The sequence below is a fragment of the Lentzea californiensis genome (assembly GCF_024648825.1).
In the GTDB taxonomy this organism is placed as follows: Bacteria; Actinomycetota; Actinomycetes; order Mycobacteriales; family Pseudonocardiaceae; genus Lentzea; species Lentzea californiensis.
The window spans coordinates 116,244-134,029 of record NZ_JANBBE010000008.1; the positions used below are offsets into that span (position 1 = coordinate 116,244).

The 17,786-nt window shown below is 68.4% G+C and carries 17 protein-coding genes; 8 read left to right on the forward strand and 9 right to left on the reverse strand.

The genetic code is table 11. The annotated features are described in order from the left end of the window. Nucleotides 1–34: 34 nt before the first annotated feature. Nucleotides 35–949: a TAXI family TRAP transporter solute-binding subunit gene (locus tag LX88_RS27310; protein ID WP_258950654.1), complete on the forward strand. Its 915-nt coding sequence runs from the start codon at nt 35–37 to the stop codon at nt 947–949. 6 nt (nt 950–955) lie between these two features. On the opposite strand, the gene LX88_RS27315 is transcribed toward LX88_RS27310, so the two are convergent. Both LX88_RS27315 and LX88_RS27320 read right to left on the reverse strand, forming a co-directional pair. Then, the gene (locus LX88_RS27315; RefSeq protein ID WP_258950655.1) at nt 956–2,341 is read right to left on the reverse strand and encodes a sensor histidine kinase; all 1,386 of its coding nucleotides are present in this window, start codon (nt 2,339–2,341) and stop codon (nt 956–958) included. 54 nt (nt 2,342–2,395) lie between these two features. Further along, nucleotides 2,396–3,070: a response regulator transcription factor gene (locus LX88_RS27320; protein WP_258950656.1), complete on the reverse strand. Its 675-nt coding sequence runs from the start codon at nt 3,068–3,070 to the stop codon at nt 2,396–2,398. 159 nt (nt 3,071–3,229) lie between these two features. On the opposite strand from LX88_RS27320, the gene LX88_RS27325 reads away from it, so the two are divergent. From LX88_RS27325 to LX88_RS27340, 4 genes are all read left to right on the forward strand, one after another. Beyond that, a complete protein-coding gene (locus LX88_RS27325) occupies nt 3,230–3,958 on the forward strand; it encodes an amino acid ABC transporter ATP-binding protein (protein ID WP_258950937.1) in 729 nt (242 codons plus the stop codon). Between the two features lie 39 nt (nt 3,959–3,997). After that, nucleotides 3,998–4,891 carry a glutamate ABC transporter substrate-binding protein gene (locus LX88_RS27330; RefSeq protein ID WP_258950657.1) on the forward strand — a complete coding sequence of 298 codons (894 nt, stop codon included), beginning with the start codon at nt 3,998–4,000 and terminating at the stop codon, nt 4,889–4,891. Nucleotides 4,892–4,970: 79 nt separating this feature from the next. Further along, nucleotides 4,971–5,618: an amino acid ABC transporter permease gene (locus tag LX88_RS27335; RefSeq protein WP_090073259.1), complete on the forward strand. Its 648-nt coding sequence runs from the start codon at nt 4,971–4,973 to the stop codon at nt 5,616–5,618. Continuing rightward, nucleotides 5,615–6,487, forward strand: a complete 873-nt coding sequence (locus LX88_RS27340; RefSeq protein WP_258950658.1) for an amino acid ABC transporter permease — start codon at nt 5,615–5,617, stop codon at nt 6,485–6,487. Before LX88_RS27335 ends, LX88_RS27340 begins: the two co-directional genes overlap by 4 nt. 133 nt (nt 6,488–6,620) lie before the next feature. Here LX88_RS27340 and LX88_RS27345 read toward each other — a convergent pair whose 3' ends face one another. Further along, complete coding sequence (locus LX88_RS27345) at nt 6,621–6,896, reverse strand: hypothetical protein (protein WP_258950659.1); 276 nt, start codon at nt 6,894–6,896, stop codon at nt 6,621–6,623. Between the two features lie 134 nt (nt 6,897–7,030). Between LX88_RS27345 and LX88_RS44380 the strand changes: the two genes are divergently transcribed. After that, nucleotides 7,031–7,678, forward strand: coding sequence for a response regulator (locus LX88_RS44380; protein ID WP_308203465.1), 648 nt, complete (start codon nt 7,031–7,033; stop codon nt 7,676–7,678). On the opposite strand, the gene LX88_RS27355 is transcribed toward LX88_RS44380, so the two are convergent. The 4 genes from LX88_RS27355 to LX88_RS27370 all read right to left on the reverse strand — a co-directional run bounded on the left by LX88_RS27355 (nt 7,665) and on the right by LX88_RS27370 (nt 11,430). Beyond that, nucleotides 7,665–8,414, reverse strand: a complete 750-nt coding sequence (locus LX88_RS27355; RefSeq protein ID WP_258950660.1) for a succinate dehydrogenase/fumarate reductase iron-sulfur subunit — start codon at nt 8,412–8,414, stop codon at nt 7,665–7,667. The genes LX88_RS44380 and LX88_RS27355 overlap by 14 nt on opposite strands. Continuing rightward, on the reverse strand, nt 8,411–10,279 hold the full coding sequence (locus LX88_RS27360; protein ID WP_258950661.1) for a fumarate reductase/succinate dehydrogenase flavoprotein subunit: 1,869 nt from the start codon (nt 10,277–10,279) through the stop codon (nt 8,411–8,413). Before LX88_RS27360 ends, LX88_RS27355 begins: the two co-directional genes overlap by 4 nt. 9 nt (nt 10,280–10,288) lie before the next feature. Beyond that, nucleotides 10,289–11,053, reverse strand: a complete 765-nt coding sequence (gene sdhC, locus LX88_RS27365; RefSeq protein ID WP_258950662.1) for a succinate dehydrogenase subunit SdhC — start codon at nt 11,051–11,053, stop codon at nt 10,289–10,291. A gap of 86 nt (nt 11,054–11,139) precedes the next feature. Then, nucleotides 11,140–11,430 carry an Rv0250c family protein gene (locus tag LX88_RS27370; protein ID WP_030474675.1) on the reverse strand — a complete coding sequence of 97 codons (291 nt, stop codon included), beginning with the start codon at nt 11,428–11,430 and terminating at the stop codon, nt 11,140–11,142. A gap of 227 nt (nt 11,431–11,657) precedes the next feature. Between LX88_RS27370 and edd the strand changes: the two genes are divergently transcribed. Together edd and eda are read left to right on the forward strand one after the other, a co-directional pair. Next, on the forward strand, nt 11,658–13,514 hold the full coding sequence (edd, locus tag LX88_RS27375) for a phosphogluconate dehydratase (RefSeq protein ID WP_258950663.1): 1,857 nt from the start codon (nt 11,658–11,660) through the stop codon (nt 13,512–13,514). A 413-nt stretch (nt 13,515–13,927) separates the two neighbouring features. Then, entirely contained in the window at nt 13,928–14,551 is a 624-nt protein-coding gene (eda, locus tag LX88_RS27380) for a bifunctional 4-hydroxy-2-oxoglutarate aldolase/2-dehydro-3-deoxy-phosphogluconate aldolase (RefSeq protein ID WP_258950939.1), read from the forward strand. 15 nt (nt 14,552–14,566) lie between these two features. On the opposite strand, the gene LX88_RS27385 is transcribed toward eda, so the two are convergent. Together LX88_RS27385 and LX88_RS27390 are read right to left on the reverse strand one after the other, a co-directional pair. Beyond that, nucleotides 14,567–17,107: a helix-turn-helix transcriptional regulator gene (locus tag LX88_RS27385; RefSeq protein WP_258950664.1), complete on the reverse strand. Its 2,541-nt coding sequence runs from the start codon at nt 17,105–17,107 to the stop codon at nt 14,567–14,569. 235 nt (nt 17,108–17,342) lie between these two features. Beyond that, a complete protein-coding gene (locus LX88_RS27390) occupies nt 17,343–17,786 on the reverse strand; it encodes a zf-HC2 domain-containing protein (RefSeq protein ID WP_258950665.1) in 444 nt (147 codons plus the stop codon).

Genomic DNA, 17,786 nt, shown 5'->3' on the forward strand with positions numbered 1-17,786 from the left:
CAACGGCCCGCCTGCCCCGTGGCACGATGCGCTGGTGCTGGGACGACTGCATGCCGCCTTGAGCCTGCTGACCGCCGCGACGGTCCTGACGGGCTGTAGCAGCACGGTGTCGGACATCAAGATCACGATGGCCACCGGCAGCGAGAGCGGCGTCTACTACTCGCTGGGCAACGGCCTGGCGGACATCTGGAGCGGGCGGCTCGGCATCGCGCGGCCCCAGGTCGTCCGCACGGACGGGTCCAAGGACAACGTCACCCGGCTCGTCAACGGCCAGGCGCAGGTCGGCTTCTCGCAGGCGGACGCGGTCGAGGGTGTCGAGGGCGCCTCCCGGTTGCGTGCGCTGGCGCGCATGCACGACGACTACCTGCAGGTCATCGTCCGCGCCGACCTGCCGGTGACGAAGCTGCGCGAGCTGTCGGGACGACGCGTGTCGATCGGCGCGACCGGGTCGGGCGTCGAGATCATCGCGAGCCGGCTGCTGCAGGCCGAGAACGTCGCGCCCCAGGCGGTGAACCTGAGCCTCAACGAGTCGGCCCAGGCGATGCAGGAGGGCAGGATCGACGCGTTCTTCTGGTCGGGCGGCCTGCCCACGAGCAGGATCACCGACCTCACCAAGGGGCTCAACGTGCGGATGCTCGACCTGAAGGACGAACTGCCGAAGTTCCGCCAGCAGTTCCCGGTGTACGGGTCGGCGACGCTGCCCGCCTCGATCTACAACCTGCAGTCCGGCCCGGTCATCACCCTCGTCGTGCGCAACTTCCTGCTCGTCGACGAGGCGATGCCCGACGACGTGGCCGAGGCTCTCGTGCGGCAGCTGTTCGACGGCCAGCCCGAGCTCGTGAAGGCCCACTCGGCGGCGCGCACGATCGAACAGCGGTCGGCGATCGAGACGTCGCCGGTGCCGCTGCACAACGGCGCCATGCGCTACTACCGCGACACGAAGGTCTAGACGGGTCTACACGGCCGGGAGCGTGATCACGACCTTCAGGCCGCCGTCCTCGGGCGACTCCAGCGACACGGTGCCGTCGACGCGTTCGACCAGCAGCCGCACGATCGAGAGCCCCAGCCCGGAGCCCGGCACGTTCTGGTGGGCGGGGCTGCGCCAGAACCGGTCGGTGGCCCGCTCGAGCTCGTCGGGCTGCAGGCCGGGCCCGTGGTCGGCGACGGAGAGCCGGATGACACCGTCGACCTTGCGGGCGTCCACCACGATCAGCGTGCCTTCGGCGGTGAACTTCAGGGCGTTGTCGAGCAGCGCGTCCAGGATCGTCTCGACACCGCGCGGCGGGACGAGGCCCATGCCGACCCGTTCGCCGTCGAGCACGAGGTGCACCTCCTTCGCCGCCGCGGCCGACGACCACGCCGACAGCCGCGCCGCCACGGACTTGTCGACGTCGACTGGCACCGGGTCCACGGAACTGGACTCGGCGCGCGCCATGGCGAGCAGCTCGTCGAGGATGCGGTTGAGCCGGTCGGTCTCGCTCGCCGCCTCGACCTGGTGCACCTCCGCCTCGGAGTCGACGTGACCCTCCAGGTTGGACAGCCGGAGTTTCAGCGCCGTCAACGGGTTGCGAAGCTGATGTGACGCGTCGGCGACGAAGGCCCGTTGCGCGGCAAGCACATCGCTCACGTTCGCGGCCATCTGGTCGAACGACCGCGACAACTGCCGCAGTTCCGGAGGCCCGGACTCCGCGCCCACCGGTGGCACCGGCCGGCCCGACACGACCGCGGCGAGGAGCTTCCCCGTCGCCTCGTCCAGCGCCTGCACCGGCCGCAACGTCCAGCGCACCACGGGCAGCGCCAGCAGCACCGCGAGGGCCAGCACCAGCAGGCTTCCCGCGAGCAGCAGGGCCCACCACGCGAGCACCTCGAAGCGGGTCTTGGCCGTCGGCGAGAACGTGATCACCGCGCCGCGCACCTCGCCGTCGACCAGCACCGGTTCAGCGAGCACGACCTTGGAGTCGCTCCACGGTGCGAACAGCTCCGGTGCGACCGGCAGGCGCCCGGCCAGCGCCTTGCTGACCAGGTCCTGCACGGCCGGGTCACCGAGCGCGAGGTCGTTGCGCGAGGCCACCAGCGGCACCGTCGGGGCGTCGCGGGCCACCACGGCCACGCCGATGTCGTACAGCTCGTCGTAGCGCTCCAGCTCGGCGCGCATCAGGTGCGGGCTGTCGTCGATCAACGGCCGTTGCGCCAGCGACGCGAACCGGCTGGTGTCGGTGAGCCGGTCGAGGAACATCTCCTGCTGTTCCGCGGCCGCCACGTTGCGGCCCAGCGGCACTCCCAGGCCCACGAGCACCAGCACGATCAGGGCGAGTACCACGCCCAGCAGTCGGGACCTCACAGCCCGTCACCCCACCCGCTCGCGACACGCAGACGAAAGATCACCCAATCGAGATCACACCTGCCCCAGCCGGTATCCGACGCCGCGCACGGTCTCCAGCAACGACGGCCGGCCCAGCTTCGTCCTCAGGGTGGCGACGTGCACGTCGAGCGTCCGGTTCGCGCCGGACCACGTGCGGCCCCACACCTCGGCGAGGATCCGCTCGCGCGTGCACACCGCGCCACCCGCCGCCATCACCAGCGCGAGCACCTGGAACTCCTTGCGCGACAACGCGACCGACTCCCCCGCGACCGTGACCTCGTGGCGTCCCAGGTCGACGCGCACGTCACCGGTCTCGAACACCTCCGTGGACACCGAGCCCACCCCGACCGGATCGGCACCGCGGCGACGCCGGACGGCGTGCACGCGCGCGACCAGTTCTCCCACGTCGTACGGCTTGACCAGGTAGTCGTCGGCCCCGGCGTGCAGGCCGAGGATCCGGTCGTCGATCTCCCCTCTCGCGGACACCACGATGATCGCGACGTCCGAAGCGGCCCTGATGGCACGGCACAGCGTCACGCCGTCCATGTCGGGCAGGCCGAGGTCGAGCAGCACCACGTCGACGCCGGCGAGGCGGTCGAGCGTGCCGCGGCCCGTGGCTTGGCGGTCCACTTGGAAGCCCCGTCTGGTCAGGGCTGGGACCAAGGCCTCGGCGACCCTGTCGTCGTCCTCGACGAGCAGCACGCGCACTTTCGCTACCTCCCGGGCAACCGATGTCTGCCTGTGACAGAGTTGAGACCCTAAGTCTTGCTCAATGTCCTGGACTGGTGTGGTGGCGGACACCTAGGTTTCCGCCAACGCCGACGACCCCATATGGAGGACTGGATGACTGCCGCCTCTGCACCGCCGATGATTCATGTGGCGGGTGTGGACAAGTTCTTCGGCCCGTTGCACGTGCTCAAGAACGTGCAGCTGGAAGTGCCGAAGGGGCAGGTCGTGGTCGTGCTGGGGCCGTCGGGTTCCGGTAAGTCGACCCTGTGCCGGACCATCAACCGCCTCGAGCCGATCGATTCCGGCGTCATCGAGGTCGACGGGCAGCCGCTTCCCGCTGAAGGAAAAGAACTGGCTCGCCTTCGTGCCGACGTCGGCATGGTGTTCCAGTCCTTCAACCTCTTCGCGCACAAGACCATCGTCGAGAACGTCATGCTCGCCCCGGTGAAGGTGCGCAAGACGCCCGCCGCCGACGCGCGCAAGACCGCGATGCAGCTGCTGGAGCGCGTCGGGATCGCGAACCAGGCCGACAAGTTCCCCGCACAGCTCTCCGGTGGGCAGCAGCAGCGCGCGGCGATCGCCCGCGCGCTCGCGATGAAGCCCAAGGTGATGCTGTTCGACGAGCCGACCTCGGCGCTCGACCCGGAAATGGTCCAGGAGGTCCTGGACGTCATGACGGGCCTGGCCAAGGACGGGATGACCATGCTGGTCGTCACGCACGAGATGGGCTTCGCCCGCAAGGCCGCGGACCGGGTGATCTTCATGTCCGACGGCGAGGTGGTCGAGGACTCGACACCCGAAGAGTTCTTCTCGGCCCCGAAGTCCAACCGCGCGAAGGACTTCCTTGGCAAGATCCTGACTCACTAGTAGTCAGCCCACTTTCGAACGAATGGCAGGAGAAGGACGATGAGGGTTCGCACCCTTGCGGCGGTGCTGCTGACGGGCGCACTGGCCCTGACCGCGTGTGGCAAGGAGGGCAGCCCGACCGACCAGCCGGCGCCCGCCGGCCTCTTCGAGGTCGCCAAGGACGTCAAGGTCGACGGCTCGCCCACGTTCGAGAAGATCAAGGCGCGCGGCGAGCTCATCGTCGGTGTCAAGGAAGACCAGCCGGGTCTGGGCTACAAGGACCCGACGACGAACAAGTACAGCGGCTTCGACATCGACATCGCGCGCCTGATCGCCGCGAAGCTCGGTTTCGACCCCGAGACGAAGATCCAGTTCAAGACGATCCAGTCCGCTGCCCGCGAGCAGGCGCTGATCAACGGTGACGTCGACTACTACGTCGGCACCTACACGATCAACGCCGGGCGCAAGGAGAAGGTCTCGTTCGCCGGACCGTACTTCGTCGCCGGCCAGGACCTCCTGATCAAGGCCGACAACACCTCGATCACCGGCAAGGAAACCCTCAAGGGCAAGAAGGTGTGCTCGGTGACCGGCTCCACGCCGGCCAAGCGCATCAAGGAGGAAAAGCTGACCGAGGACGGCAACGTCCTCGAGTTCCAGGGCTACTCGCAGTGCGTCACCAAGCTCCTCAACGGTGAGGTCGACGCGGTCACCACGGACGACGCGATCCTCAAGGGCTACGCCGCCGCCGAGGAGGGCAAGCTGAAGGTCGTCGGCAAGACGTTCTCCAGCGAGCCGTACGGCATCGGCCTGCCGAAGGACGACAAGGCCCTGCGCGACAAGGTGAACGACGTGCTGCAGGCCTCGCTGGACGACGGCTCGTGGCAGAAGATCTACGACGGCACGCTGGGCAAGTCCGGCTCGTCCGCCGAGAAGCCGAAGATCGACAGGTACTGACGGTTCCTCACGTGGCCGGTGGATCCCGCGTGGGTCCGCCGGCCGTTCCTTTGAAGGCGGACGGACGGCAAGGAAACCGATGAGCGTCCTCACCAACAACCTAGATCTCTTCCTGCGCGCTTTCGGCCAGACGCTCCAGCTCTTCGCGGTCTCCGCGGTGCTGTCGCTGGTGCTGGGCACGCTCCTCGCGGCGCTGAGGGTCAGCCCGGTGCCGGTGTTCCGCGGTGTCGGCACGACGTACGTGACGGTCGTGCGCAACACCCCGTTGACGCTGGTCTTCGTGTTCTTCGTGTTCGCGTACCCGCTGCTGGACATCCTGAAGATCGAGCCGTACACCGCCGCGGTGGTCTCGCTGTCGCTCTACACGGCGGCGTTCGTCTGCGAGGTCGTGCGATCGGGCATCAACACCGTGCCGGTCGGGCAGGCCGAGGCCTCCCGCGCACTGGGTCTCACGTTCACGCAGATGCTCGGCTCCGTGGTGCTGCCGCAGGCGTTGCGCTCGGTCGTGCCGCCGATGACGAGCACGATGATCGCGCTGCTGAAGAACACGACGGTCGCGTCCGGCTTCGCCGTCGTCCAGGCGGGCAACATCCGCGAGCAGTTGGCGGATCAGGGTGACAACGTCCTCATCGGACTCCTGTGGGTCGCACTCGGGTTCGTCATCCTGGTGATGCCGCTGACGTACGTCCAGCAGGTCTTCGAGAAGCGGTGGAGCGTGGCCCGATGAGCATGGTGCTGTTCGACGTCCCGGGTCCGAAGGCCCGCGTCCGTCACAAGATCATGGCCGTCGTCGGCATCGCGGCGGTGGCCGCGGCGCTGGTGTACGTGGTGATGCGGTTCATCGTCACCGACCAGTTCACCGCCCGCAGGCTCGACTGGATCAACTACAAGCAGATCCAGCTCTCGCTGGTCGAGGCGATCGGCAACACGCTCAGCGCGTTCGTCGTCGGCGCGGTGCTGGCGCTGGTGTTCGGCGCGATCTTCGCGGCGGCGCGGCTGTCCGACCACGGGTGGGTGCGCGCTCCCGCGGCGGTGATCGTCGAGATCTTCCGCGCGATCCCGCTCGTGATCATGATGTTCTTCTTCTACTACGGCCTTCCCGTGGCCGGGGTGAAGCTGAGCGCGTTCACGGCCGTCGTGATCAGCCTGATGCTGTACAACGGCTCGGTGCTCGCGGAGATCTTCCGCGCGGGCATCAACTCGCTGCCGAAGGGCCAGAGCGAGGCCGCGTACGCGCTGGGCATGCGCAAGACGCAGGTGATGACGTTCGTGCTGCTGCCGCAGGCGTTGCGGGCGATGCTGCCGACCATCATCAGCCAGCTCGTCGTGCTGCTGAAGGACACCGCGCTCGGCTTCCTCATCACCTTCGAGGAGCTGCTGCGGTGGGGTACGCGCATCGGTGGTGACGCGGTGAACTTCGGCCGCCCGATGATCCCGGTGATGATCGTGGTCGCCCTGATCTACATCGGACTCTGCCTGTTGCTGTCGTGGCTCGCCACGTACCTCGAGAAGCGCAACCGCCGCAACAAGAAGGTCATCAAGCGCGACGACAACAAGGCCGAGATGCTGGTGCTCACCGGCGACGCTCAAGGCTGAACCCGTCTCGCACGAACGGGGCGCGTCCACATCGGACGCGCCCCGTTCGCTGTTCCCAGGCACTGCTTCGCGGTTGTTCGTCACGTAGCCGCCGCCTGGTCGCCGCGTTGGCTCGACGTCCGTCCAGGGGAAGTCAGACGTTCCAGTCGACGACACCACACCAGTCCTGCCTCGCTTCCCCCACGACGTCGAGGCAGAACGTGGTGCCGGCACGGAAGTTCGTGCCGAGCAACCGGCGCGAGCGGTCACCCGCGGGGAACAGCACGGGGCTGCCCGCCACCCGGCGGTCGCCGTCGCGGGACCACCGGATCTCCAGGTCGACCGGACTGGCCGTGACCCGGAGGTAGACGTCCGAGCCGTCGACGGTGATCGTGCGGACGGCGTGCAGGTCGGCGGATGCGGTGCGCATGGCGCGGAACGTATCGGCGTGAACGGAACCGGGTCGTCTCACGAAGAGTGGATCTCCCGTCAACTTTCGCGGTACGCTCGTGGTGGGGGATCTACCGCGGTGACGTCACATGAGTGAGGGGCATCGTGGCGCGCGTGCTTGTAGTGGACGACCAGCCGTTGTTCAGGGCCGGCCTGGTCGCGTTGCTGAACGCTTCACCTGATCTGACCGTCGTCGGCGAGGCCGGGGACGGTGCCACCGCGGCCGCGCTGGCCGAGTCGTCGAGACCGGACGTGATCCTGCTCGACATCCGCCTGCCGGATCTGGCCGCGCTCAAAAGCGTCGCGGCCTCCACGCGGGTGCTGGTGCTGACGACCTTCGACCTGGACGAGTACGTCCACGAGGCGTTGCGGCTGGGCGCGGCGGGGTTCGTGCTGAAGGAGTCCGAACCGGCCCGCCTGATCGCCGCCATCACCGCCGTCGCCTCGGGCGAGATGCAGTTCAGTCCCACGGTCATGCGCAGGCTCGTGGCGGCGTACCTGAGGGGCGATTCAGCTGTGTCGCCGTGGAGTTCGGCCGGTCTGGACGAGCTGACGGACCGCGAGCGCGAGGTGCTGCGGCTGGTCGGCACCGGGCTGACGAACACGGCGATCGCGACCAGGCTGACGGTCACGGAGGGCACGGTGAAGACGCACCTCAACCGCGTGATGACGAAGCTGCGGCTGACCAGCCGGGCGCAGGCCGTGGTGATGGCCTACGAGTCCGGGCTGGTCATACCGCAGGCCGTCGCTAGGACCGCTTGAACAGCTTGTTGCCGAGCCAGACGATCGGGTCGTACTTGCGGTCGGCGACGCGCTCCTTCATCGGGATGAGCGCGTTGTCGGTGATGTGGATGTGCTCGGGGCACACCTCGCTGCAGCACTTGGTGATGTTGCAGAGTCCGAGCCCGTGCTCGTCCTGCGCCTGGTCGACGCGGTCCGCGGTGTCGAGCGGGTGCATCTCCAGTTCGGCGACCCGCATGAGGAACCGCGGCCCGGAGAACGCCTCCTTGTTCTCCTCGTGGTCACGCACCACGTGGCAGGTGTTCTGGCACAGGAAGCACTCGATGCACTTGCGGAACTCCTGCGAGCGCTCGACGTCGACCTGCTGCATCCGGTACTCGCCCGGTGCCAGGTCCTTCGGCGGCGCGAACGACGGGACCTCGCGTGCCTTGGTGTAGTTGAAGGACACGTCGGTCACGAGGTCGCGGATGATCGGGAACGTCCGCATCGGCGTGACCGTGATCGTCTCCGACTCCTCGAAGATCGACATCCGGGTCATGCAGAGCAGCCGCGGCCGTCCGTTGATCTCCGCCGAGCACGAACCGCACTTGCCCGCCTTGCAGTTCCACCGCACCGCGAGGTCCGGCGTCTGCGTGGCCTGCAGCCGGTGGATGATGTCGAGGACGACCTCGCCCTCGTTGACCTCGACGGTGAAGTCCTCCAGCCCACCGCCGGAGTCGTCGCCGCGCCACACCCGGAACTTCCCCTGGTAGCTCATGCCAACTCCTCGGCGGTGAGGTACTTCTCCAGCTCGCTGCGGTCGAACAGGTCCAGCAGGTCGTGCCGGATCGGGATCTGCGCCTTCTCCGTCACCTCGGCCCCGTCGCCGTCGGCTTTGCACACCAACAGCTTCCGGCGCCAGTCGGCGTCCATCGACGGGTGGTCGTCGCGGGTGTGACCGCCGCGCGACTCGGTTCGCAGCAGCGCCGCCTTCGCCACGCACTCCGACACCAGCAGCATGTTGCGCAGGTCGAGGGCGAGGTGCCAGCCGGGGTTGAACTGCTGGTGCCCCTCGACGGTCAGCGCCTGCGCGCGTTCCTTGAGCTTCTCCAGCCGCTGCAACGCCTCCTGCATCTCACCGGCTTTCCGGATGATGCCGACGAGGTCGTTCATGGACTGCTGCAGCTCCATGTGCAGGGTGTACGGGTTCTCGCCGCCTTCCTGCTGGAAGGGTTTGAGCGCCGTGGCCCGCGCCTCGGTGACGATGTCCTCCGCCACGACAGGGCGTCCGGCCATCGCCCGCACGTACTCCGCGGCACCCGCGCCGGCCCTGCGCCCGAAGACGAGCAGGTCCGACAACGAGTTGCCGCCCAGCCGGTTCGAGCCGTGCATGCCGCCGGAGACCTCACCGGCCGCGAAGAGCCCTGGTACCGAGGAGGATCCGGTGTCGGGGTCCACCTCGACGCCGCCCATCACGTAGTGGCAGGTCGGGCCGACCTCCATCGGCTGCGCGGTGATGTCCACATCGGCCAGTTCCTTGAACTGGTGGTGCATGGACGGCAGCCGGCGGCGGATCTCCTCGGCGGGCAGACGCGTCGACACGTCGAGGAAGACGCCACCGTGCGGTGACCCGCGCCCTGCCTTGACCTCGGAGTTGATCGCACGGGCGACCTCGTCACGCGGCAGCAGTTCCGGCGGGCGCCGGTTGTTCGCCTGGTCGGTGTACCAGCGGTCGGCTTCTTCCTCGTTGTCGGCGTACTTGTCCTTGAACACCTCGGGGATGTAGTCGAACATGAACCGCTTGCCGTCGGAGTTGCGCAGCACACCACCGTCACCGCGGACGGACTCGGTGACGAGGATGCCCTTGACGGACGGCGGCCAGACCATCCCCGTGGGGTGGAACTGGATGAACTCCATGTTGATCAGCGAGGCCCCGGCGCGCATCGCGAGCGCGTGGCCGTCGCCGGTGTACTCCCAGGAGTTCGAGGTGACCTTGAACGACTTGCCGATGCCGCCCGTCGCGAGGATCACCGCGGGCGCCTCGAACAGCACGAACCGGCCGGACTCGCGCCAGTAGCCGAACGCGCCGGCGATCTTGTCGCCGTCCTTGACGAGGTCGGTGACGGTGAACTCCTGGAACACCCGCAGACGTGCGTCGTAGTCGTCGAACTCCTTGAAGTCCTCCTGCTGCAACGACACGATCTTCTGCTGCAGCGTGCGGATCAGTTCGAGGCCGGTGCGGTCGCCGACGTGCGCGAGCCGCGGGTACTCGTGGCCGCCGAAGTTGCGCTGCGAGATCCGGCCGTCCTTGGTGCGGTCGAACAGCGCGCCGTAGGTCTCCAGCTCCCAGACCCGTTGCGGCGCTTCCTGTGCGTGCAGCTCGGCCATGCGCCAGTTGTTGAGGAACTTGCCACCGCGCATGGTGTCGCGGAAGTGGACCTGCCAGTTGTCGCTCTCGTTCGCGTTGCCCATGGCGGCGGCGATACCGCCCTCGGCCATGACGGTGTGGGCCTTGCCGAACAACGACTTGCAGAGGACGGCGGTGCGCAGGCCGTGCTCACGGGCCTCGATCGCGGCTCGCAGACCGGCACCACCCGCGCCGATCACGAGAACGTCGAACGAGTGCCTTTCCAGCTCGGGCAAAACCACTCCTTAGTTGATGAAGCGGAGGTCGGAGATCGTTCCCGAGGCGACCAGCGCGACGTACAGGTCCGTGAGGCAGACGAAGATCAGCGAGGCCCAGGCGAGTTGCATGTGCCGGTTGTTCAGCTTCGAGATCTGCGTCCACGCCCAGTACCGGACCGGGTGCTTGGAGAAGTGCTTGAGCCGCCCGCCCGCGATGTGCCGGCACGAGTGGCACGACAGCGTGTACGCGGCGAGCAGGCTCACGTTGACCAGCAGGATGATGTTGCCCAGGCCGACGCCGGTGCCGAACGCGAGGACCGCGTCGTAGATGTTGATCAGCAGCAGGAGTGACGCCGCGTAGAAGAAGTAGCGGTGCAGGTTCTGGGCGATCAGCGGGAACCGCGTCTCACCGGTGTACTTGCTGTGCGGCTCGGCCACCGCGCACGCGGGCGGGGACGCCCAGGCAGCGCGGTAGTAGGCCTTGCGGTAGTAGTAGCAGGTGATCCGGAATCCCAGCAGGAACGGGATGATCAGCAGCGGCGGTGTCAGGAAGCCCGGCAGCGCCGGGAACCACTGACCGAAGTGCGAGGCCGCCGGGATGCACTCCTCCGTGAGGCACGGCGAGTACATCGGTGTGAGGTAGTGGTACTGGTCGACCCAGTAGTAGTCCCCCTGGAACGTGCGGAACGCCGCGTAGATCGAGATGAGCAGCAGGCCGACGAATGTCGTCAGCGGCGGCAACCACCATCGGTCCGTGCGCAGAGTCCTGGCGGCGATCTCTGCCCTCGCCATTGCTCACCTTTCTGGGGGTCCACGTCGTTGTGGAGGAAACGCGTAACGGCCCCCGCGGTCTGCGAGGGCCGTGAGTAAGGGCTGGGTCAGGTCCGGTTCCGGTACCCACCAAGTCCTTCGTCGTCCGCGTCCTTCCAGAGCGACTCGTCGTAAGGCGTGTCTGGCACGACCACGACCTCGCGTTCCACTTGAGGCGCTTCACGCTGCCTCGGGGTGCTCAGGTCGACGAGTTCGGTGGCGTCGATGTCCATGCGTTCCACGTCGTTGGCCAGGCGTTGCACGGCTGCCACGTCGCCGTACCTGGTGCGCAGGTTGCTGACGGCATGCCGCATCTGGCCGATGACCCGGCGCAGCTCGACGATCTCCGTGGAGTTCATGGGACACCTCCGTTCCAAGGTCGTGCCCCGCACTCTGCCCAATCTCAAGCCATGTGACAAGCACCACACGCCAAGATTCAAAACTGGTCGCCTCCCATCTACTGAATCGTTTTTGTGTCCGCGACCAGCCATGACTTACTGTGTGTGGCGTCACGCCCGTCTGTGGGACGCCACCGTTGTCGTCTCGTAAGGGCCCCACCACGGCCCGTGATGACCCGGAGACCCCCATGACCGAACTGCATCCTGTTCTGACAGAGGTGACACGCCGGATCGCCGCCCGAAGCGCCGATTCACGCCGTGCGTACCTCGAACGCGTGGCCGCCGCCGCGCAGGACGGAACGTCCCGGTCCGGCTTCGCCTGCAGCAACCTCGCGCACGGCTTCGCCGGAATCACCGGCGGCGACAAGGCCGCGCTGCGCGCGCTGCGCAAGTCCAACGTCGCGATCGTGTCGTCCTACAACGACATGCTGTCGGCCCACCAGCCGTTCCAGGAGTACCCCGCCTGGATCAAGGACGCGGTCCGCGCTGTCGGCGGCGTGTCCCAGTTCGCGGGCGGTGTGCCCGCGATGTGCGACGGCATCACCCAGGGCCGCGAGGGCATGGAGCTGTCGCTGTTCAGCCGCGACGTCATCGCGATGTCGACCGGTGTGGCGCTGTCGCACGAGATGTTCGACGCCGCGGTGCTGCTCGGCGTGTGCGACAAGATCGTGCCGGGCCTGCTGATCGGCGCGCTGTCGTTCGGGCACCTGCCGTCGATCCTGGTGCCCGCGGGCCCGATGTCGTCCGGCCTGTCGAACAAGGAGAAGGCCCGCGTCCGGCAGCTGTACGCGGAGGGCAAGGCGTCCCGCGAGGACCTGCTGGAGGCCGAGGCCGCCTCGTACCACTCCCCCGGCACCTGCACGTTCTACGGCACCGCGAACTCGAACCAGATGGTCGTCGAGGTCATGGGCCTGCACCTGCCGGGCGCCTCGTTCGTGCCGCCCGGCACCACGCTCCGCCGCGCCCTGACCGAGCACGCGGGCCGCCGCGCCGTCGAGATGGCCAAGGGCGAGGGCTACACCCCGATCGCGCACGTCGTCGACGAGAAGGCCGTGGTCAACGGCGTGGTCGCGCTGCTGGCGACCGGCGGTTCGACGAACCACACGATGCACCTCGTGGCCATCGCCGCCGCCGCGGGCATCGAGCTGAGCTGGGACGACTTCTCCGACCTGTCCGCGGTGGTGCCGCTGATCGCGCGGGTCTACCCGAACGGCGGCGCCGACATCAACCACTTCCAGGCGGCGGGCGGCGTCCAGTTCGTCGTGGGCACCCTGCTGGACTCCGGCCTGCTGCACGCCGACGTCAACACCGTCGCTGGCCACGGCCTGGACCGCTACCGCCAGGAACCGATGCTCGCCGACGGCGAACTGGTCTGGGTCGACGGCCCCGGCCGCTCCCTGGACCTCGAGGTCCTGCGCCCGACCTCCGACCCGTTCGCCTCCGACGGCGGCCTGCGCATGCTCACCGGCAACCTGGGCCGCGCCGTCATCAAGGTCTCGGCCGTGGCGACGGAGAACCACGTCGTCGAGGCCCCCGCCCGCGTCTTCACCACCCAGGAGGCGTTCCAGGAGGCCTTCAAGGCGGGCGAACTGGACCGCGACGTCGTCGTGGTGGTCCGCCAGCAGGGCCCGCAGGCCAACGGCATGCCCGAACTCCACAAGCTCACCCCGCCGCTCGGCGTCCTGATGGACCGCGGCTACAAGGTGGCGCTGGTGACCGACGGCCGCATGTCCGGCGCCTCGGGCAAGATCCCGGCCGCCATCCAGCTCACCCCGGAGGCCGCAGTCGGCGGCCCGCTCGGCCGGGTCCGCGACGGCGACGTCGTGCGGCTGGACGCCACCGCCGGAACCCTGGAGGTCCAGGTTTCGGTGGAGGAGCTGGCGACGCGTCCATTGGTGGACTTCCCGCCGACGAGCCGCGAGTGGATGGGCACGGGTCGCGAACTCTTCGCCGCCCTGCGCCGTAGCGTCGGACCGGCCGACCGCGGCGCGACGGTGTTCGGCCCGATCACCGCCGACCACTTCGCCCCGGTGACCCACCACTAGCCGTTCCGCCTTGGCCTCACCAATATATTGGCCTCGATACCACAGCTGACCTGTGCCTTAGCAATGACTCTTTGGACTTCGTCGTCAAAAGACCCATTGCAAAGGCGCGGCGAAGCCCGACAACACAGTCCGCCAACGCCGCCCGCCGACCGCGCCGGCATCACCGCCCAGCCCGTCCCGCGACCGCCCGTGCCACCTGCCCGGATGCCATTGCAATGAGTCTTTGACTTCGTCCGCAAACGTTTTTTGCATCCGACTGAGGGCAGCAGGCGCGAGACCGACAGACGTAAGGACGGCTGGTGCGGCGGCAGGCAGACTGATATGCGATATATCGGTTTCGGTTCCACACCCGGCCCAAGACTCGGCCCAGTTCGGCAAGGAGAGCAGCAGTGACCAACGGTGACAATCTTCGGGTGACGACCGGCGCGGACCTCCTCGGCCTGTCGCCAGTCATCCCCGTCGTCGTGGTCGACGACGCCGACCACGCGGTGCCGCTCGCCCAGGCACTGCTGCGCGGTGGCGTTCGCGTCATCGAACTCACGCTGCGCACCCCTGCCGCGCTGGCCGCGATCGAGAACGTCGCGCGCGAGGTCCCGGAGATCGTGATCGGCGCGGGCACCATCACGGCACCGGAGCACGCGGAGCAGGCGGCGAAGGCCGGGGCGGCGTTCCTCGTCACTCCCGGCACCACCGACCGGGTGCTCGACGCGGCCGACGCGACCGGGCTGCCGTACCTGCCGGGCGCGGCGACGGTGTCCGAGGTGCTGCGGCTGGCCGAGCGCGGGCTGACCGCGCTGAAGTTCTTCCCGGCCGAGGCGGCGGGCGGGGTCGACTACCTGAAGTCGATCGGCGGCCCGGTCCCGCACGTGCGGTTCTGCCCGACCGGTGGCATCACCCCGCAGACCGCGCCGAACTACCTCGCGCTGTCGAACGTCGGTTGCGTTGGCGGCTCATGGCTGGCTCCCAAGGACGCGCTCGTGCAGGGCGACTGGGACCGCATCGAGACCCTTGCCCGCGAGGCGTCACAGCTCGGGTGACCCAGTTCGTCGCCGTCAGGACCACAAGGCGGCGACGAGCTCAGCTCGTCCCGTGATGCCGAGCTTGCGGTAGGCGCTCGACAGGTGCAGTTCCACCGTGCGACGGGTGAGGTGCAGGGCTTCGGCGATCTGCCGGTTCGTCAGGCCCTGCGCCGCCATCCGCGCCACCCGGTTCTCCTGCTTGGTCAGGCCCTGCACCTGGTCGTCCTCGTGGCGGACCTCGTTGCCCGCGAGTTTGGCCAGCGGGTGCGCGCTCAGCTGGCGGGCCAGTTCGAACGACCGCCGCAGGTGGGCTGCGGCCTCGTCGGTCCGGCACTTGCGGCGCAGGTGGTGACCGAGCCAGTACAACGACTGGGCGTGCAGCAGGCGGTGCGGTGACGAGGCGAGGAGTTGTTCGGCCTCGGTGAGGACGTCGATGTCGTCGGTGCTCATGCCGACGCTCATCAACGCCGTGCCGATCACCCTCGGCGACCCCCACCGCTTGGCCAGGTCGAGTTCCTCGTGCGCGAGCCGTGCAGCGTCGTCACGGTTGCCCAGCGCCAGGTACGCGCGCACGGCGTGGTGCCGCCACGCGATGAGCGCGGGGTTGGGCATCTCGCGTGCGGTGAGCCTGCGGCCGGCTTCCAGCAGGTCCTCCAGCGCGCCCTCCGCGTGGCACGACGCGAGCTTGAGCCGGCCGCGGGCGTAGACGATGTTGATGTGCTGCAACAGGTCGCCGTCCTCGGCGACGAGCGGGGCCGCCTCGTCGAACTGGCCCATCTCGATGCAGACCTCGGCGAGCTTCGCGGTCGCGAGCACGACGGCCGGGCACTCCACGTTGCCCGTCGAGACCGGCGGCGTCAGGAACGTGTACGCGCGCGCCAGGTCGCCGCTGTTGTGGAAGGCGCAGGCGCGGGCGATCATGCTGAGCATCCCGCGGCGCAGGTGCGGGTCGTGCGAGACCGGCGCGGTGCTGTGCGAGCGCCAGAACTTGTTGATGTGCCCGGGGTTGTCGCCAAGTACCGGCACGAGGAACGTGAAGATGTAGGACGCGCCGAAGGCGTCGATCCACTCACCGTCCAGTGCCTCCAGCGCGTACTCGACGGCTTCGGAGTACGAGTCGCCGCTGCGGGCGTTGCCGACCGCGAGCAACGCGGACCGGGCACGCTTGAGGTTCGGGTCCTGCGGGACGTCGCTGACGAGATCTTCGAAGTACTTGCCCGCGCAGTTGGCCATGTGCGCGTCGCGGTTGGCCGCCAGCAGATAGGTGGTGCAGACGAGGTTCCAGACCAGGTCGCGGTCTTCCGGCAGCAGGCGGGCGACGACCATGATCGCGAGTGAGACGGCGAAGTGCGCGTCCGAACCCGTGCACATGCGCTGGATCAACGCCAGCGCGACGTTCGCGGCGAGGTGCGGGTCCTCGCACCTCACCAGTGCGTCGCGGACCCGGTCGCGGCCCAGTGCGTTGTCCCGCAGGTGTTCCGTGTGCCCGAGTTCGACGACGATCGCCAGGCGGTCCTCTTCGGACAGATGTTCTTCGAGCGCCCGTTCCAGGTGCTCGACGCCGCCGACCTCGCGCAGCAGGTCGACGGACCAAGGTAAGCGCACGGACCTGGCTTTCAGCACGTGCTCGGCGACGCGCTCGTCCGGGGCGTCCGACTCGAACAGCAACCAGGCGGCGCGGGCGTGCGCGGCGGAACGGACCGCGATCGGCATGTCGGCGAGAATGCTGTTGCGCACGAACGGATACCGGAACGTCAGCGGGTCGGTGTCGGCGAGCACGCCGAGGCGGACGAGCATGTCGACGGCGGGCAGCGCGTCGAGACCGGTGAGAGCGGAGAGCAGTTCCAGACCGGCGTCGCCGTCGAGGACCGCCGCGGACCGGGCGACCTCGGCGGCGCCGGTGTACTCGCGCAGCCGCATGCCGATCATCTCGCCGACCGCGGCCGAACCCTCGCCTTCCTCGCGCAGCAAGGCTTGCAGCAGATAGGGGTTGCCGCCGGTGAGCTCGTGGCAGCGCTTCGCGTCCCGGCCAGGGAGGTTCTCGGTGAGGCTTTCGACGGCGGTGACGTCGAGGCCGGCGAGGTCGAGGCGGTTCGGGTGGGCGCCGGCGATCTCGGGCAGCGTGACCTCGTCCGTGGAGAGGTAGCCCTGGGACGCGCCGAGCGCGATGACGACCGGCATCTCCTGCAGCCGTGGGCGCAGGTACGCGAGCGCGCGCTTGGAGAAGGTGTCGGCGACGTGCACGTCGTCGATGACCATCAGGATCGGTCCCTTGCGCGCGGAGTTCGCGGCGCGAGCGTACAGCTCTTCCAGGTCGTGCTCGTTCGCGAGGCACGGTGCGAGCTGCCGCACCACCGCGCCGGGGAGGTGGCTCTCCAGGCGGGCGCTCTTGGCGAGACGGACGGTGAACCCGCGTGCGCGGGCGTCGGCGGCGAGCGCGTCGAGCACCGCCGTCTTGCCGATGCCGAACCCGCCGGTGACGACGACGCACGAGCCGGTTCCCTGGACGGCGTCGTCCAGCAAACGTCCGAGAGTCGCGAGTTCCGAGTCCCGGCCGAGTAGTGGAGATGTCACCTCTGTCTACCCCTGCCTTCGGTACCGAGAGGACCGCAGGTCGAAGGTTTCGGTGTTCCTTCGGTGCCGACCGTAGAGACCTGCGCTTCGTCGTCGGGCAAACTTACCCACAGGTAACGACCAACGGAACTGTGAGCTGTTCGCAGTGGTGAGCGGGTGCAACGCGATGATCTTCGCGAGGCTGGTGCGCGGATGGTTCCGCCTCGCCTGCCTGCTCATCGGCTCCCGCCAGGGTTCACACGGGTCCCACCAGCGGAAACCTCTCGGCGTGGACAGATTCCGCGCGAGTGAGAGCGCCGGTGTCGACGGGGTTGTCCGAGTGCGAGGCCAGCGAGTCGACGACCGACAGCACCGCTGCGATGGCGACGACGACGCCCGCCGCCACCAGCAGGATGCTGCGGACGATCGCACACGGCTCGCGCATGCCGAGTGGGCTTCCGGTCAACGCCGGCCGCAACACCGGAGCGAACAGGCCGAAGTCGGCCGCGTCGCTCCGGCAGTCTTCGCACCCGGCTAGGTGCCGGGAGAAGCTCACGTGCTGTGCTGGGTCGAGCACCCCCAGCACATACGCCGCCACATCACCGCACGGCCCTTCCGGGCTCGTGCGGTTCTCGTCGTCGTCCTGATCTCGGTCTGGTCCTGCTCCCGCGTGCTCGTGATGTGGTTGACGGGTCACCAT

Coding starts and splice junctions, on each gene's coding strand:
- LX88_RS27325 (WP_258950937.1), top strand. CDS start 3,230: ATGATTCATGTGGCGGGTGTGGACAAGTTCTTCGGCCCGTTGCACGTG.
- LX88_RS27330 (WP_258950657.1), top strand. CDS start 3,998: ATGAGGGTTCGCACCCTTGCGGCGGTGCTGCTGACGGGCGCACTGGCC.
- LX88_RS27335 (WP_090073259.1), top strand. CDS start 4,971: ATGAGCGTCCTCACCAACAACCTAGATCTCTTCCTGCGCGCTTTCGGC.
- LX88_RS27340 (WP_258950658.1), top strand. CDS start 5,615: ATGAGCATGGTGCTGTTCGACGTCCCGGGTCCGAAGGCCCGCGTCCGT.
- LX88_RS27345 (WP_258950659.1), bottom strand. CDS start 6,896: ATGCGCACCGCATCCGCCGACCTGCACGCCGTCCGCACGATCACCGTC.
- LX88_RS27355 (WP_258950660.1), bottom strand. CDS start 8,414: ATGAGCTACCAGGGGAAGTTCCGGGTGTGGCGCGGCGACGACTCCGGC.
- sdhC (WP_258950662.1), bottom strand. CDS start 11,053: ATGGCGAGGGCAGAGATCGCCGCCAGGACTCTGCGCACGGACCGATGG.
- LX88_RS27370 (WP_030474675.1), bottom strand. CDS start 11,430: ATGAACTCCACGGAGATCGTCGAGCTGCGCCGGGTCATCGGCCAGATG.
- edd (WP_258950663.1), top strand. CDS start 11,658: ATGACCGAACTGCATCCTGTTCTGACAGAGGTGACACGCCGGATCGCC.
- LX88_RS27390 (WP_258950665.1), bottom strand. CDS start 17,786: ATGGTGACCCGTCAACCACATCACGAGCACGCGGGAGCAGGACCAGAC.